The 14,774-nt window shown below is 64.5% G+C and carries 18 protein-coding genes; all 18 read right to left on the bottom strand.

The features are described 5' to 3' along the window. Positions 1–12: 12 nt before the first annotated feature. Positions 13–801 carry a protein phosphatase CheZ gene (locus AA0Z93_RS01155; protein WP_296264267.1) on the bottom strand — a complete coding sequence of 263 codons (789 nt, stop codon included), beginning with the start codon at positions 799–801 and terminating at the stop codon, positions 13–15. Positions 802–817: 16 nt separating this feature from the next. Next, positions 818–1,192 (bottom strand): chemotaxis response regulator CheY, encoded by a 375-nt coding sequence (locus tag AA0Z93_RS01160; protein ID WP_413046762.1) that lies wholly within the window; start codon positions 1,190–1,192, stop codon positions 818–820. A gap of 204 nt (positions 1,193–1,396) precedes the next feature. Next, entirely contained in the window at positions 1,397–2,137 is a 741-nt protein-coding gene (fliA, locus tag AA0Z93_RS01165; protein WP_413046761.1) for an RNA polymerase sigma factor FliA, read from the bottom strand. Then, a complete protein-coding gene (fleN, locus tag AA0Z93_RS01170) occupies positions 2,134–2,976 on the bottom strand; it encodes a flagellar synthesis regulator FleN (RefSeq protein WP_413048372.1) in 843 nt (280 codons plus the stop codon). The genes fliA and fleN overlap by 4 nt, the downstream gene beginning before the upstream one ends. Before the next feature lie 82 nt (positions 2,977–3,058). Next, positions 3,059–4,366, bottom strand: coding sequence for a flagellar biosynthesis protein FlhF (gene flhF / locus AA0Z93_RS01175; protein ID WP_413046760.1), 1,308 nt, complete (start codon positions 4,364–4,366; stop codon positions 3,059–3,061). Positions 4,367–4,377: 11 nt separating this feature from the next. Then, on the bottom strand, positions 4,378–6,507 hold the full coding sequence (gene flhA, locus AA0Z93_RS01180; RefSeq protein WP_314489431.1) for a flagellar biosynthesis protein FlhA: 2,130 nt from the start codon (positions 6,505–6,507) through the stop codon (positions 4,378–4,380). A 375-nt stretch (positions 6,508–6,882) separates the two neighbouring features. Next, the gene (gene flhB / locus AA0Z93_RS01185) at positions 6,883–8,025 is read right to left on the bottom strand and encodes a flagellar biosynthesis protein FlhB (RefSeq protein ID WP_413046759.1); all 1,143 of its coding nucleotides are present in this window, start codon (positions 8,023–8,025) and stop codon (positions 6,883–6,885) included. Continuing rightward, positions 8,025–8,801 carry a flagellar biosynthetic protein FliR gene (gene fliR / locus AA0Z93_RS01190; RefSeq protein WP_413046758.1) on the bottom strand — a complete coding sequence of 259 codons (777 nt, stop codon included), beginning with the start codon at positions 8,799–8,801 and terminating at the stop codon, positions 8,025–8,027. Before fliR ends, flhB begins: the two co-directional genes overlap by 1 nt. Before the next feature lie 7 nt (positions 8,802–8,808). Further along, the gene (fliQ, locus tag AA0Z93_RS01195; protein WP_413046757.1) at positions 8,809–9,078 is read right to left on the bottom strand and encodes a flagellar biosynthesis protein FliQ; all 270 of its coding nucleotides are present in this window, start codon (positions 9,076–9,078) and stop codon (positions 8,809–8,811) included. Positions 9,079–9,096: 18 nt separating this feature from the next. Continuing rightward, a complete protein-coding gene (gene fliP, locus AA0Z93_RS01200) occupies positions 9,097–9,852 on the bottom strand; it encodes a flagellar type III secretion system pore protein FliP (protein ID WP_413046756.1) in 756 nt (251 codons plus the stop codon). Beyond that, positions 9,849–10,364, bottom strand: coding sequence for a flagellar biosynthetic protein FliO (gene fliO / locus AA0Z93_RS01205; RefSeq protein WP_413046755.1), 516 nt, complete (start codon positions 10,362–10,364; stop codon positions 9,849–9,851). Before fliO ends, fliP begins: the two co-directional genes overlap by 4 nt. After that, the gene (gene fliN / locus AA0Z93_RS01210) at positions 10,365–10,823 is read right to left on the bottom strand and encodes a flagellar motor switch protein FliN (RefSeq protein ID WP_313731845.1); all 459 of its coding nucleotides are present in this window, start codon (positions 10,821–10,823) and stop codon (positions 10,365–10,367) included. Between the two features lie 48 nt (positions 10,824–10,871). Beyond that, on the bottom strand, positions 10,872–11,840 hold the full coding sequence (gene fliM / locus AA0Z93_RS01215; RefSeq protein ID WP_413046754.1) for a flagellar motor switch protein FliM: 969 nt from the start codon (positions 11,838–11,840) through the stop codon (positions 10,872–10,874). Positions 11,841–11,849: 9 nt separating this feature from the next. Further along, positions 11,850–12,350, bottom strand: a complete 501-nt coding sequence (gene fliL / locus AA0Z93_RS01220; protein ID WP_413046753.1) for a flagellar basal body-associated protein FliL — start codon at positions 12,348–12,350, stop codon at positions 11,850–11,852. Between the two features lie 85 nt (positions 12,351–12,435). Next, a complete protein-coding gene (locus tag AA0Z93_RS01225; protein ID WP_413046752.1) occupies positions 12,436–13,680 on the bottom strand; it encodes a flagellar hook-length control protein FliK in 1,245 nt (414 codons plus the stop codon). A 67-nt stretch (positions 13,681–13,747) separates the two neighbouring features. Then, positions 13,748–14,095, bottom strand: a complete 348-nt coding sequence (locus AA0Z93_RS01230) for an Hpt domain-containing protein (RefSeq protein ID WP_413046751.1) — start codon at positions 14,093–14,095, stop codon at positions 13,748–13,750. Continuing rightward, positions 14,092–14,226, bottom strand: a complete 135-nt coding sequence (locus tag AA0Z93_RS01235) for a hypothetical protein (protein ID WP_413046750.1) — start codon at positions 14,224–14,226, stop codon at positions 14,092–14,094. Before AA0Z93_RS01235 ends, AA0Z93_RS01230 begins: the two co-directional genes overlap by 4 nt. Positions 14,227–14,318: 92 nt before the next feature. After that, positions 14,319–14,771: a flagellar export protein FliJ gene (gene fliJ / locus AA0Z93_RS01240; protein WP_413046749.1), complete on the bottom strand. Its 453-nt coding sequence runs from the start codon at positions 14,769–14,771 to the stop codon at positions 14,319–14,321. Positions 14,772–14,774: the final 3 nt, after the last annotated feature.

The raw sequence follows: 14,774 nt of genomic DNA on the forward strand, positions 1-14,774 counted from the left end.
TGAACGTGCTCCTTAAAAACCAAGGCTGGATAGCAAATCGTCTACATCGTCCTGACCGGACACGACGTCCTCACGCTTATCGGCATGAATCTGCGGACCTTCACCTCGAGTCGGATGTTTTTCTTGGTCTTTTTCATCGCGCAGTTGCTGATGGTCATGTTCGATACCGGCGAAGCGGTCGACCTGACTGGCCATCAACACCAACTTGAGCAGATTGCTTTCGACTTCCGTCACCAGCGCAGTGACGCGCTTGATGACCTGGCCGGTCAGGTCCTGGTAGTCCTGGGCCAGCAAAATATCGTTCATGTGCCCGGCGACCTTGCGGTTGCCTTCGGCGCTACTCGTCAAGAAACCGTCGACGCGGCGCGCCAGGTCGCGGAACTCGGTGGCCGACACTTCGCGGCGCATGAAGCGCTGCCAGTCGCCGCTCAGGGCCGAAGCCTGCTCGGCCATGTCGTTGAGCACGGGCGTGCTTTCTTCGACCAGGTCCATGGTGCGGTTGGCGGCGTTCTCGGTCAGCTTGACCACATAGCCCAGCCGCTCGGTGGCGTCGGTGATCTGCGAGACTTCTTCGGCCTGCGGCATGCGCGGGTCGATCTGGAAACTGACGATGGCGCTGTGCAGTTCGCGGGTCAGCTTGCCGACCTCGTTGTACAGGCCCAGGTCGCGGGTCTGGTTGAGCTGGTGGATCAGTTGCACGGCATCGCCGAAACGGCCTCGTTCGAGGCTCTCGACCAGCTCGCGAGCATGCTTTTTCAGGGTGCCTTCGAACTCACCCAGAGAGGTATCGATAGATTCCATTGCGCCCCCTGGCGGCTTAGCCGTTCACGCGCTCGAAGATCTTTTCGATCTTTTCTTTCAGCACCTGGGCGGTGAAAGGCTTGACCACGTAACCGTTGACCCCCGCCTGGGCCGCTTCAATGATCTGGTCGCGCTTGGCTTCGGCGGTGACCATCAGCACCGGCATGCTCTTGAGCGTGTCGTGGGCACGGACCTTGCGCAGCAGGTCGATGCCGGACATGCCAGGCATGTTCCAGTCGGTGACGAGAAAGTCGTAATGGCCCTTTTCCAACATCGGCAACGCCGTGGTGCCGTCGTCGGCCTCGTCGGTGTTGGTGAAGCCCAGATCGCGCAGCAGGTTCTTGATGATTCGCCGCATCGTCGAGAAATCGTCAACGATGAGGATTTTCATGTCTTTGTTCAATTAGAGATCTCCAAGCAGTCTCATCACGCGCCCGGCGCCGAGCGCGTGCGTCATTCGTTCTTAAAGCGGCAAGGTGCACGCTTCGAGGAGCAAGCCGTGCGGCGTTGCCAGTTACGCGCTTTGTAACACCACCGCGATCCGCTCTGCTCTGACAGCGAGCAGCTTGCCGCTTGCAATTCGTAGCCGGCCGCCCTAACGGGCGCGCCATTCTCCCAGGCGACTGCGCAGGCGTGCCGCGCACTGGCTGTGCAACTGGCTGACCCGTGATTCGCTGACCCCCAGCACTTCGCCGATTTCCTTGAGGTTCAGCTCTTCGTCGTAGTACAGCGCCAGCACCAGACGCTCGCGTTCCGGCAGGTTGGCGATGGCGTCGGTCAAGGCCGCCTGGAAGCGTTCGTCCTCGAGCCCGCGGCCCGGTTCCGGCGAGCCGCTGGCGCCGTCTTCGTGCAGCCCTTCGTGCTCGCCGTCCTGCAACAGGTCGTCGAAACTGAACAGACGGCTGCCCAATGTATCGTTGAGGATGCCGTAATAGTCATCCAGCTCCATCTTAAGTTCGGCAGCGACTTCATGATCTTTAGCGTCGCGTCCGGTTCTCGCTTCCACGGCGCGCATCGCCTCGCTGACCATGCGTGTGTTGCGGTGCACCGAACGCGGTGCCCAGTCGCCCTTGCGCACTTCGTCGAGCATGGCGCCGCGGATGCGGATACCGGCGTAGGTCTCGAAGCTGGCGCCCTTGCTGGCGTCGTATTTGTTGGCCACTTCCAACAGGCCGATCATGCCGGCCTGGATCAGGTCTTCGACCTGCACGTTGGCCGGCAGGCGCGCCAGCAGGTGATAGGCGATGCGCTTGACCAGCGGCGCGTAACGCTCGATCAGCTCGTACTGCGCGTCTTTGGACGCCCGGCTGTACATCTTGAATCCGCTCGCACTCATAGCACCGGCCCTGCGCTGGTCGGCTGCACCAGGCGCTCTACGAAGAACTCCAAGTGGCCGCGAGGATTGGCTGGCAGCGGCCAGCTGTCGACCTTCTGCGCAATGGCCTTGAAGGCCAGGGCGCATTTGGAACGGGGGAAGGCTTCGTAGACCGCGCGCTGCTTCTGCACGGCCTTGCGCACCGATTCGTCGTAGGGCACGGCGCCGACGTACTGGAGCGCCACGTCGAGGAAGCGATCGGTGACCTTGGTCAGCTTGGCGAACAGGTTGCGCCCTTCCTGCGGGCTCTGCGCCATGTTGGCCAGCACGCGGAAGCGGTTCATGCCGTAGTCGCGGTTGAGCAGTTTGATCAGCGCGTAGGCGTCGGTGATCGAAGTGGGCTCGTCGCACACCACCAGCAGCACTTCCTGGGCGGCGCGCACGAAACTCACCACCGAGTCGCCGATGCCCGCGGCGGTGTCGATGACCAGCACGTCGAGGTTGTCGCCGATCTCGCTGAAGGCCTGGATCAAGCCGGCGTGCTGCGCAGGCTGCAGGTGCACCATGGTCTGCGTGCCGGACGCCGCCGGCACGATGCGTACGCCGCCCGGGCCTTGCAGCAGCACGTCGCGCAGCTCGCAGCGGCCTTCGATGACGTCGGCCAAGGTGCGCTTGGGCGTCAGCCCCAGCAGCACGTCGACGTTGGCCAGGCCCAGGTCGGCGTCGAGCAGCATGACTCTGCGCCCTAGCTCGGCGAGTGCCAAGGACAGGTTCACTGAAACGTTGGTCTTACCGACGCCGCCTTTGCCACCGGTCACGGCGATGACCTGTACGGGATGCATGCTACCCATGTCTGTTATTTACCTTGTCTCGCTTGGACCCATGCCACAGTGGAGGCCGACTGCCCGCCCCGCCCTGTAGGTACTTTTCGCAGCACATCTCTCAACCCACCCGCTTGCCTGGGTGGTGGTACAGATCAGCGAACATGTCGGCCATGGCCTCTTCGCTGGGTTCGTCCTGCATCTGCACGCTGACCGCGCGGCTCACCAACTGGTGCTTGCGCGGCAGGTGCAGGTCGTCAGGAATGCGCGGCCCATCGGTGAGATAGGCGATCGGCAATTCATGATCGATGGCCAGGCTGAGCACTTCGCCCAGGCTGGCCGTTTCATCGAGTTTGCTCAGGATGCAACCGGCCAGGCCACAGCGTTTGTAGCTGTGGTAGGCGGCCGACAGCACCTGTTTCTGGCTGGTGGTGGCCAGCACCAGATAATTCTTCGACGCGATACCGCGCCCGGCGAGCGTCTCCAACTGCATGCGCAGGGCCGGATCGCTGGCTTGCAGGCCGGCGGTGTCGATCAACACCACGCGCTTGCGCAGCAGCGGCTCCAGGGCCTGGGCCAGCGACTCGCCCGGATCGACGTAGGTCACCGGCACGTTGAGGATGCGGCCCAGGGTCTTGAGCTGTTCCTGGGCGCCGATGCGGAAACTGTCCATGCTCACCAGCGCCAGGCTGCCGGCGCCGTACTTGAGCACGTAGCGCGCGGCCAGCTTGGCCAGGGTGGTGGTCTTGCCCATGCCGGCGGGGCCAACCAGAGCGATCACCCCACCCTGCTCGATCGGCTCGACGTCGGGCACCTGGATGCGCCGCGCCAGGTGCGCCAGCACCATACGCCAGGCATGCCGAGGGTCTTCGATGTCGCCGGTCAGCTCCAGCAGGTCGCGGGCCAGGGCACCGCTCAGGCCGATGCGCTGCAGGCGGCGCCAGGCGTTGGCCTGCTGCGGCTTGCTGCCTTGCAACTGGTTCCAGGCCAGCGAGCCGAGCTGCACTTCGAGCAGTTCGCGCAGGCCCGAGAGCTCGGCGCGCATGGCGTCGAACAGCCGGGGGTCGACCGCCGCCGGGGCGGCAGGCGCAGCGCTGACCGGAGCGTGCGCATGGACATCGATCAGCGGCTCGGCGGCGGTCAACGACTGGCCGGCGAACAGCTGGCTGCCTTCGTCGCCCGTATGGCGGCTGGACAGCTCGGCCTGGGCGGTGACGATACGGGTCTGGGTCTTGCGCAGTTCTTCTTCGAGCTCGGCGTTGGGCACCCGCGGTGCCAGCACCGAAGGCTTGTAGTCGAGCGCGGCAGTCAGTTCCACGCCGCCGGCGATGCGCCGGTTGCCGATGATGGCGGCATCGGAGCCCAGCTCATCCCGGACCAGCTTCATGGCCTGTCGCATATCGGCGGCGAAAAAACGCTTAACTTGCATAACCCACTACCTCAGCCGTTGGGGCCCACAGTGGCAACGATGGTGACCTGCTTGTTGTCCGGTATTTCCTGGTACGCCAGCACGTGCAGGTTGGGCACTGCCAGGCGCCCGAAGCGCGAGAGCATCGCGCGGATCGGCCCGGCCACCAGCAGGATCGCCGGCTGGCCTTGCATTTCCTGACGCTGGGCCGCTTCGATCAAGGAGCGTTGCAACTTCTCGGCCATGCTGGGCTCGAGCAGTACACCGTCTTCCTGACCTTGTCCGGCCCGTTGCAGACTATTGAGCAAAATCTGTTCCAACCTTGGTTCCAGGGTGATCACGGGCAGCTCCGACTCAACGCCGACAATGCTTTGCACGATGGCGCGACACAATCCGACGCGCACGTTCGCCACCAGCGCGGCGGTATCTTGACTCCTACCCGCGTTGTTGGCGATCGACTCGGCGATGCTGCGGATATCACGCACCGGCACCTGCTCGCTAAGCAGTGCTTGCAGGACCTTAAGCAGCCCCGACAAGGAAATGACGCCCGGTACGAGTTCCTCCGCCAGCTTGGGCGAAGCCTTGGCCAGCACTTGCAACAACTGCTGCACTTCCTCATGACCGATCAGCTCGTGACAGTGCTTCTGCAGGATCTGGTTGAGGTGGGTAGCCACTACCGTACTGGCATCGACCACGGTATAGCCCAAAGATTGCGCCTGGGAGCGTTGGCCGACATCGATCCACACCGCTTCCAGGCCGAAGGCCGGGTCGCGTGCGGCAATGCCGTTGAGGGTGCCGAACACCTGACCGGGGTTGATCGCAAGCTCCCGGTCCGGGTAGATCTCGGCTTCGGCGAGGATGACCCCCATCAGTGTCAGGCGGTAGGCGCTGGGCTGCAGGTCGAGGTTGTCGCGGATGTGCACGGTGGGCATGAGGAAGCCCAAGTCCTGGGACAGCTTCTTGCGCACGCCCTTGATCCGCGCCAGCAGTTGGCCGCCCTGGTTGCGGTCCACCAACGGAATCAGCCGGTAGCCCACTTCCAGGCCGATCATGTCGATGGGGGTGACGTCGTCCCAACCCAGCTCCTTGGTTTCCTGGGCGCGCTGCGGCGAGGGCAGCAGGTCTTGCTGGCGCTGCACTTCGGCCAGCGCCACGGCTTCGGCCTGCTGCTTCTTGCGCCATACCAGGTAGGCACCGCCGCCGGCGAGCAGGCCCAGGCCGATGAAGGCCACATGCGGCATGCCCGGCACCAGGCCCATGACGATCATCAGCGCAGCCGATACGCCCAAGGCCTTGGGCGAATCGAACATCTGCCGGTTGATCAGCTTGCCCATGTCTTCGGAACTGGAAGCCCGGGTGACCATGATCGCGGCCGCGGTGGACAGCAGCAGTGATGGCAGCTGTGCCACCAAACCGTCACCGATGGTCAGCAGGGCGTAGACCTTGCCCGCCTCGCTGAACGGCATGCCGTGTTGCAGCATGCCGATGAGCATGCCGCCGATGAGGTTGATGAACAGGATCAGCAAGCCGGCGATGGCGTCGCCGCGCACGAACTTGCTGGCACCGTCCATGGAACCGTAGAACTCGGCTTCGCCGGCCACTTCGGCGCGGCGCAGTTTGGCCTGGTTCTGGTCGATCAGGCCGGCGTTGAGGTCGGCGTCGATGGCCATCTGCTTGCCGGGCATGGCGTCGAGGGTGAAGCGCGCGCTCACCTCGGAAATACGCCCGGCGCCTTTGGTCACCACCACGAAGTTGATGATCATGAGGATGGCGAACACCACGGCACCGACCACGTAGTTGCCGCCGATCACCACTTCACCGAAGGCCTGGATCACCTTACCGGCCGCGCCGTGCCCTTCCTGGCCGTGCAGCATCACCACCCGGGTGGAGGCCACGTTCAGCGCCAGGCGCAGGAGCGTGGCCACCAGCAGGATGGTGGGAAAGGCGGCGAAGTCCAGCGGCCGCAAGGCGTAGACGCAGACCAGCAGCACCACGATCGACAGCGCGATGTTGAAGGTGAAGAACACGTCGAGCAGGAACGGCGGGATCGGCAACATCATCATTGCCAGCATGACCAGCAACAACAGGGGCACACCAAGGCTTCCCCGACCGAGACCGGCGAGGTTGTTACGGGCATGACTGATCAGATGCGAGCGATCCACCGGGCGTCCTCTTGCAGCAAAACTTTGACGCCAATGCGGCGCTTGGCGGGTGCTTTGCAAGAAGCTGTCCAACTTGGATGGGTGGGTCTGCGGGAAGGGCTCCAAGGCAATGGCGAGCCACGCAGGCGTCAGTCTTTCGCCTGCCAGATCACAGTGGCTGGATTAGGCCGGCTTCGCCGGCCATCGCGACTGAAGTCCCTCCTACAGGAGTCGTAGACCCAGTGGCAGCCCCGACGCAGACAAAGTGTAGGAGCGGCCGGCGCATCGGTTCAGTGGCGATGGCCGGCGCAGCTGGCCCAGCCCAGCCACCACCCTCCATCTGAAGCTGCCGTCAATTACAGCGAACGCGGGACTATTCACGCTAACCCGCCCTCTTCACGCATCCCGCCGCAAATCCGCCGGAATCGGCAAATCCTTCTTCAACGGCTCCGGCGCCTTCCCCCGCCCATTACGGTACTGCCGGATCTGGAACACATACGCCAGCACCTGCGCCACCGCCAGATACAGCCCCGCCGGAATCTCCTGCTCGATTTCCGTGGAGTAATAGATCGCCCGCGCCAACGCCGCCGACTCCAGCACCTGCACCTGATGCTCGTTGCCGATCTCGCGAATCTTCAAGGCGATGAAGTCCGTACCCTTGGCCAGCAGCAACGGCGCACCCGCAGCCTTCTCCGGGTCGTACTTCAGTGCCACGGCATAGTGCGTGGGGTTGGTGATGATCACGTCGGCCTCGGGCACCGCCGCCATCATCCGGCGCTGCGAGACTTCGCGCTGCACCTGCCGAATGCGCTGCTTGACCTCCGGCTTACCTTCGCTGTCCTTGTATTCGTCGCGCACTTCCTGCTTGGTCATCTTCAGCTTCTTGTGCGCCTGGAACAGCTGGATCGGCACATCCACCGCAGCGATCAGCAGCAGGCCCGCCGCCATCCACACCGCGCTCCAGCCGACCACCTGCAAACTGTGCATGATCGCCTGGTCGAGCGGCTCGTTGGCGATGGCGAGCAGTGCCTGGCGGTCGTTGGCGAGCACCATCAACGCCACCACCAGAATCACGAGAAACTTGGCGATGGCCTTGATCAGCTCGGTCAGGGCGTTCATCGAGAACATGCGCTTTATCCCCGACAAGGGGTTCATGCGGCTGAACTTGGGTTGCAAGAGGCTGCCGGAAAACAGGAAACCGCCCAAGGCGATGGGGGCGACGAACGACACTGCGAACAGCAGCACCAGCACCGGCTGGGTCGCCCAGATGGCCATCTTGCCCGAGGTCAGCAGGTAGATGCCCATGGCCCGCTCGTCCACCAGCGCCTCGCGCGGCAGGCTGAAGTTCAGGCGCATCAGTTCCATGAGGGTCTGCGCCAGGTAGCCGCCGAACATCAGCAGGGCGATGGCGCCGCCCAGGGTCACGGCGACGGTGTTGAGTTCCTTGGAACGGGCGGTCTCGCCCTTCTCGCGCGCGTCGCGTTTTTTCTTCTCGGTGGGTTCTTCGGTCTTGTCCTGACCGCTCTCGCTTTCGGACATCAGCGCGCCCTCGCCAATTCACGCAGCCATATCAGGGTTTCGCTGGCCAGGTCCTGATAATGCGAGAGGATGTCGGCCAGGCTCACCCAGAAGATCACCATGCCCATGACCAGGGTCAGCGGGAACCCGATGGAGAAGATGTTCAACTGCGGCGCGGCGCGGGTCATCACGCCGAAGGCGATGTTGACCACCAGCAATGCGGCGATGGCCGGCAGGATCAGCAGCAGCCCCGCGCCCAGCACCCAGCTCATGCGCCCGGCCAGGGACCAGAACTGGTCGACGCGCAAGGCGCTGCCCACCGGCAAGGTGGTGAAGCTCTCGGTCAGCACCTCGAACACCACCAGATGGCCATTCATCAACAGGAACAGGATGCTCACCAGCATGGTCATGAACTGGCTGACCACGGTGACGTTGACGCCATTGGCCGGGTCGACCATCGAGGAGAAGGCCATGCCCATCTGTACCGCGACGATCTGTCCGGCGATCACGAAGGCCTGGAACAGCATCTGCAAGGCCAGGCCGAACAGCGCGCCGACGATCAACTGCTCGGCGCACAGCATCAGCCCTTGCAGACTCAGCGGGTTGACCTCCGGCAGCGGCGGCAGCCCCGGCACGATGACGAAGGTGATGGCCACCGCCACGTACAGGCGCACGCGCATCGGCAGCATGCGCGTGCCGATGATCGGCATGGTCATCAGCACGGCGCCCACGCGGAACAAGGGCAGCACGAAGGTGGCGACCCAGGTCGAGATCTGCGCGTCGGTCAGCTCCAGCATGGCCATGTCAGCCGATCAGCTGCGGGATGCTGGTGTACAGGGTGTTGATGTACTCCATGAACTTCTGCACCAGCCACGGACCGGCAACGATCAGGGTGATCAGCATCACCAGCAGGCGCGGCAGAAAGCTCAGGGTCTGTTCGTTGATCTGCGTGGCGGCCTGGAACATCGCCACCACCAGGCCCACCAGCAGGCTAGGCACCACCAGCACCGCCACCATCACGGTGGTCAGCCACAGCGCTTCGCGGAACAGGTCGACGGCCACTTCGGGTGTCATGGGGAACTCTCCTGGGCGCTAGACGCCGCCGAAACTGCTGGCCAAGGTGCCCATGATCAGCGACCAACCGTCGACCAGCACGAACAGCATGATCTTGAACGGTAGCGAGATGATCAGCGGAGACAGCATCATCATGCCCATGGCCATCAGCACACTGGCCACCACCAGGTCGATGACCAGGAACGGGATGAAGATCATGAAGCCGATCTGGAACGCGGTCTTCAACTCCGAGGTGACGAACGCCGGCACCAGGATGGTCAAGGGCGCCTGATCGGGCGTGGCGATGTCGGTGCGTTTGGACAGGCGCATGAACAGGTCCAGGTCGTTCTGACGGGTCTGCGCCAGCATGAAGTCCTTGATCGGCCCCTGGGCCTTGTCGATGGCCTGTTGCGCGTTCAACTGCTCGTTCAGGTACGGCTGGATGGCCGACTCGTTCACCCGGTCGAACACCGGCGCCATGATGAACAGCGTCAGGAACAGCGCCATGCCGGTGAGGATCTGGTTGGACGGCGTCTGTTGCAGGCCAAGGGCCTGACGCAGGATCGAAAACACGATGATGATGCGGGTGAAGCTGGTCATGAGGATGACGAACGCCGGAATGAAGCTCAGCGCCGTCATGATCAGCAGAATCTGCAGGCTGACCGAATATTCCTGCTGCCCGTCGGTGCCGTTCGACAGGGTGATGGCCGGGATCGACAACGGGTCGGCGGCCATTGCCAGGGGCGCGGCCAGCAGCAGCGCCAGGGTCAACAGCATGCGCATGGCGCCACTCATCGGGGCTTGTCCTTCTGGTCCTTGCCCATCAGCTCAAGCAAGCGCTGGGCGAATTCGGGCGTGGCCGGGCGGCTACCGGTGGGCGCGGCGACCGGCTCGGTGAGCACGTGCAGCGCCTTGATGTCGCCCGGGCTGTGGCCGAGCAGGATCTGTTCCTTGCCGACCTGCACCAGCAGCAGCCGGTCGCGTGGACCGATGGCGCGGCTGCCGAGCACTTCGATCACCTGGCCGTTGCCCGGCCCTACACCCTGCACCCGGCGCAGCAGCCAGGCGAGGAAGAAGATCAGCCCCACCACCAGCAGCAGCCCCAGCACCAGTTGCAGCACCTGGCCGCCGAGACCGGCCGGTGTGGAGCCGACCGCCGCCGCGGCAGCCGGCTCGGCGGCCAGGACGACCGTGCTGGCACCGAGCGCGGTCACGCTGGCGAGGACACGGAGCGTGGGTAGGCCCAGCCTCCACGGTTGGCCGACCCGCCCGGGCGCCGCAGCGGCGGGCTGACGCATGCGCTCCATTCAGCGCAGCTTCTTGATGCGTTCGCTGGGGCTGATCACGTCGGTCAGGCGGATGCCGAACTTTTCGTTGACCACCACCACTTCGCCATGGGCGATCAGCGTGCCGTTGACCAGCACGTCGAGCGGCTCGCCGGCCAGGCGGTCGAGCTCGATCACCGAGCCCTGGTTGAGTTGCAGCAGGTTGCGGATGTTGATTTCGGTGCTGCCCACTTCCATGGAAATGTTCACCGGGATGTCCAGGATCACGTCCAGGTTCGGCCCTTCCAGGCTGACGTTCTCGTTCGGCCTTGGCGAGCTGGCGAATTCCTCCATGGGCATGCGGCCCGGACCGCTGGACTGGCCGTTGAGCAGCGCATCGATGTCGGCCTGACCGGCGTCGCCGGTTTCTTCCAGGGCCGCGGCCCATTCGTCGGCCAGGGCCTGGTCTTCGGCAGAGGTGATTTCGTTTTCGTTCGCCATAGTGTCCTCGACAGACGTTGAATGCGGTGGAATGCGGGCGCGGCGCGGTCAGCGACGCCCGATCGGATCGATGATCTGCAAGGCCAGGTTGCCCTTGTGCGAGCCCAGCCGCGCCTTGAACGACGGCACGCCGCTGGCGCGCAGCACCAGGTGCTCGGGCAGCTCGACCGGGATCACGTCGCCGGGTTGCATGTGCAGGATGTCGCGCAGCTTCAACTGGCGCCGGGCGACAGTGGCGGTGAGCGGCACGGCGACGTCCAGCACGTCCTCGCGCAGGGCCTTGATCCAGCGCTCGTCCTGGTCGTCCAGGTCCGACTGGAAACCGGCGTCGAGCATCTCGCGCACCGGCTCGATCATCGAATACGGCATGGTCACGTGCAGGTCGCCACCGCCGCCGTCGAGTTCGATGTGGAAGGTCGACACCACCACAGCCTCGCTCGGCCCGACGATGTTGGCCATGGCCGGGTTGACCTCCGAGTTCATGTACTCGAAGTTGACCGGCATGATCGCCTGCCAGGCCTCCTTGAGGTCGATGAAGGCCTGGTCCAGCACCATGCGCACCACGCGCAGCTCGGTGGGGGTGAACTCACGGCCCTCGATCTTGGCGTGGCGGCCGTCGCCGCCGAAGAAGTTGTCCACCAGCTTGAACACCAGCTTGGCGTCGAGGATGAACAGCGCGGTACCGCGCAGGGGTTTGATCTTGACCAGGTTGAGGCTGGTGGGCACGTACAGCGAATGCACGTACTCGCCGAACTTCATCACCTGCACGCCACCCACCGCCACGTCGGCCGAGCGGCGCAACAGGTTGAACATGCTGATACGGGTGTAGCGGGCGAAGCGCTCGTTGATCATCTCCAGGGTCGGCATGCGCCCGCGCACGATCCGGTCCTGGCTGGTGAGGTCGTAGCTCTTGACGCCGCCGGGCTCGGCGGCGCTGTCGGTCTGCACCAGACCGTCGTCCACCCCGTGCAACAGGGCATCGATCTCGTCCTGGGAGAGCAGGTCCTGCACAGCCATCGGGCGCTCCTACTGCAATACGAAGTTGGTGAACAGCAATTGGTCGATGACCGGTTTGCCGACTTCTTTCTGCGCCACTTCCTGCACCACCGCGGTGGCCTTCTGGCGCAGCATTTCCTGACCCACGGAGCTGCTGGCCAGGGCGTCGAAGCCCTGACCGGAGAACATCATCACCAGGTTATTGCGGATCACCGGCATGTGCACCTTGAGTGCGTCCAGATCGGCCTGGTTGCGCGCTTGCAGGCTGATGCTGACCTGCATGTAGCGCTGGCGCCCGTTCTGATTGAAGTTGACCACGAAGGCGGGTGTGAGTGCCTCGTAGATGGCCTTGGGCTTGGCATTGCCGCCCTCGCCGGCCTCGACGGGTGCCGCCGGTTCGCTCTTGTGCATGATGAACCAGGTGGCGCCCACCGACAGGCCGATGGCCAGGAGCAGACCGACCGCCGCCAGGATGATGAGCTTGAGTTTGCCTTTTTTCGCCGGGTCTTTTTCTACGTCGCTCTTGGCCATGCCAATAATCCGTCATCCGTCAGGGGTTGCAGGGTAGATGACGGGGATTGAGCAAGGGTTATGCCAGGTTGCCCTCGCACGGCGATCAGGCGTAGTAGTCCACGGCGCTGTCGCCGATCACCACCTGCTGGGTCTGCACCTGGCCAGGTTCGACGCGCGCGCCGCCCTCGCCCGCCGCGGCGCGACGCGAGGCCACGCCCGACAAGCCATCGGCATTGGCCTGTCCTTGCTGCTGCTGTTGCTGCTGTTGCTGGCGCGAAAAGTCGGCGACGCTGACGTCGGGCTGCTGCAGGCCTTGCTGGGAGAACAGCTCGCGCAAGCGGTGCACTTGGCTGTCGAGGGCGTCGCGCACACCGACGTGGCCGCTGATGAAGGTGATCTGCGTGGCCTGATCGCTGGCGACGTTGACGCGGATGTCCAGGCGTCCGAGTTCGGCCGGTTCGAGTTGGATGTCGGCGGACTTGAGGTTCTGGCTGGACAGGTACATGACGCGGTTGACCAGGCCTTCGGTCCAGGCGTTCTGGTTCATCGACAAGGGCTGCTGCAGCGGATTGGGCGCGACGGCATTGGCGGTCTTGGGGGTAGCGGCCTGGGTCAGCGCAGCCAGGCGGTTGGCGAAATCGTCGACGCGCGTGTCGCTGCTGGCCGCTTTCAGGTCCTTCAACCCATCGTCGAGCAATGCGCCGAAGGCCTTGCCGCCCGCTGCGCCGCTCTGCTCGTCGCCCTCCAATGCCGCGACCTTCTCCGCCAACGGATTGACGGCCATACGGCCTTCGCTGATTTGCGCATCGGGGTCTTGGGCATGGGCGGAGGTGCCGCCCTGGGCCTTGGCATTCTGCTCCAGCGCCAAGCGCAAGGTGGGCATGCCGGCCAGGGGATCGGCCTCGGGGTCGAAGGCTTCGCCATCGCCCTCGCCATCACCGTTGGCGGCAGCCGCTTGCAGGATGGGCGCCACGACCTGGGCCTGGGCCTGGATCATCTGCGCGCCCGGTGCGGCGTCGGTGACTTGGCCCGCCACCAGGCTGGCGTCGCGCACGGTGCCGGCGTCCTGTTCGACGGTGTCGATGTCGGCAGGCGTGTCGGCCTTGGCCGGCAAGGTTTTGCCGTCTGCGGCAAGCGCCCCGCTGCCCGGGCCTTTGGCATCACTTACGTCGGGCGTGGATGGGGCGTCCTTGTCGGCCTTGGCCGGTGCGTTGCGCGACTGCCCGGCCAAGACCTTGTCGAAGCCGCCAGCGCCCGGCTGGCGCGGTTTGTCGGCCGTAGACGCGCCTACGTTCGGCGCGGACGGCGCGCGGCTGACTTGCAATAAAGGGTTGGGTGCGACAGGCATCGAGCGATCTCCGCGCCAAAGGGCTGAACAGCATGCAGCCGTTGCAGCAAAAGTCGCGCCAACTCGCTCAGGGTGCGATCAGCCGATCCTGTTCGCCGCGGTAGAACTGCTGCACTTCGCGGTATTCGAGGTCGATGCGGTTGATCAGGTCTTCGATGCCGAACAGCGGCGGCTGGCGCACGCGCTCTTCGAGTTGGCGGCACAGCTCGGCCAGGCCCACAGCGCCCATGTCGCTGCTGCTGCCTTTGAAACTGTGCGCGGCGAGCCCCAATTCGCTGGCGTCTTTGGCCTCGTGCAACTGGCTCAGGCGCCGCTCGGAGTCTTCCAGAAAGGTTTGCAGCAACTGCGGATAGCCGTCTTCCATGACGTCGCGCAGGTCGCTCAATACGGTGTAATCGATGTGCATGTCCATCACTTGCTCACTCCTTGATCAAGCTCGATTGCCTGGCTGGGCGCCGGTCGGTCGGCCAGCCGCTTGTGTTCCGCTTCATCCTTGACGTTGCGCCGCAGCCTTGCGTGGCGCACCTTGCCGAACCCGTCGAGCATCAAGGATCAGACGCTCGACACACCATTGGGTTCCGCGAGGTGGTCGAAGTGTAGCCCATCCCACTCCCGCGTCGAAGCCGTACGCCGTTCGCTCAAGGAAACGCGTGACGCGGTAGCCGTTGCGACAACTCGTCGAGCAGCTTCTGTTCGCGCTTGTCGTCGGCGCGGCGGGCCTCGTCGAGGTAGCGCTGCACCAGCTTGCGCAGCCCTTCCACCCGCGCATAGGCCTCCTGCCAGCCCTTGCGCGCGTTGTTCAGGTTGTTCTGATGCCAGGTCAGGCTCTGGCGCTGCTGGCCCATGGCGGTTTCCAGCTGCCCGAGAAAACGCTGGTAGTTGACCAGCCAGGCGCCGTCGACGCCTTGGCCGCCGCGGTTGAGCCATTGCTGCTGGTAATCGCCGCGAAATTGCTCCAGCTCGCTGAGCTTGGCCTGGGCGACGTTCACCTGCTGCTGGAACTGGCCCAGGCGCTGGGCGGCCTTGCGCTCGGCGTCCTCGGCCATTTCCACCACCGGCAGCAACCGCGCGGCACGGCTGGGCGCGCTCATGGC

It is taken from the genome of Pseudomonas phoenicis, assembly GCF_047302395.1.
Lineage (GTDB): Bacteria > Pseudomonadota > Gammaproteobacteria > Pseudomonadales > Pseudomonadaceae > Aquipseudomonas.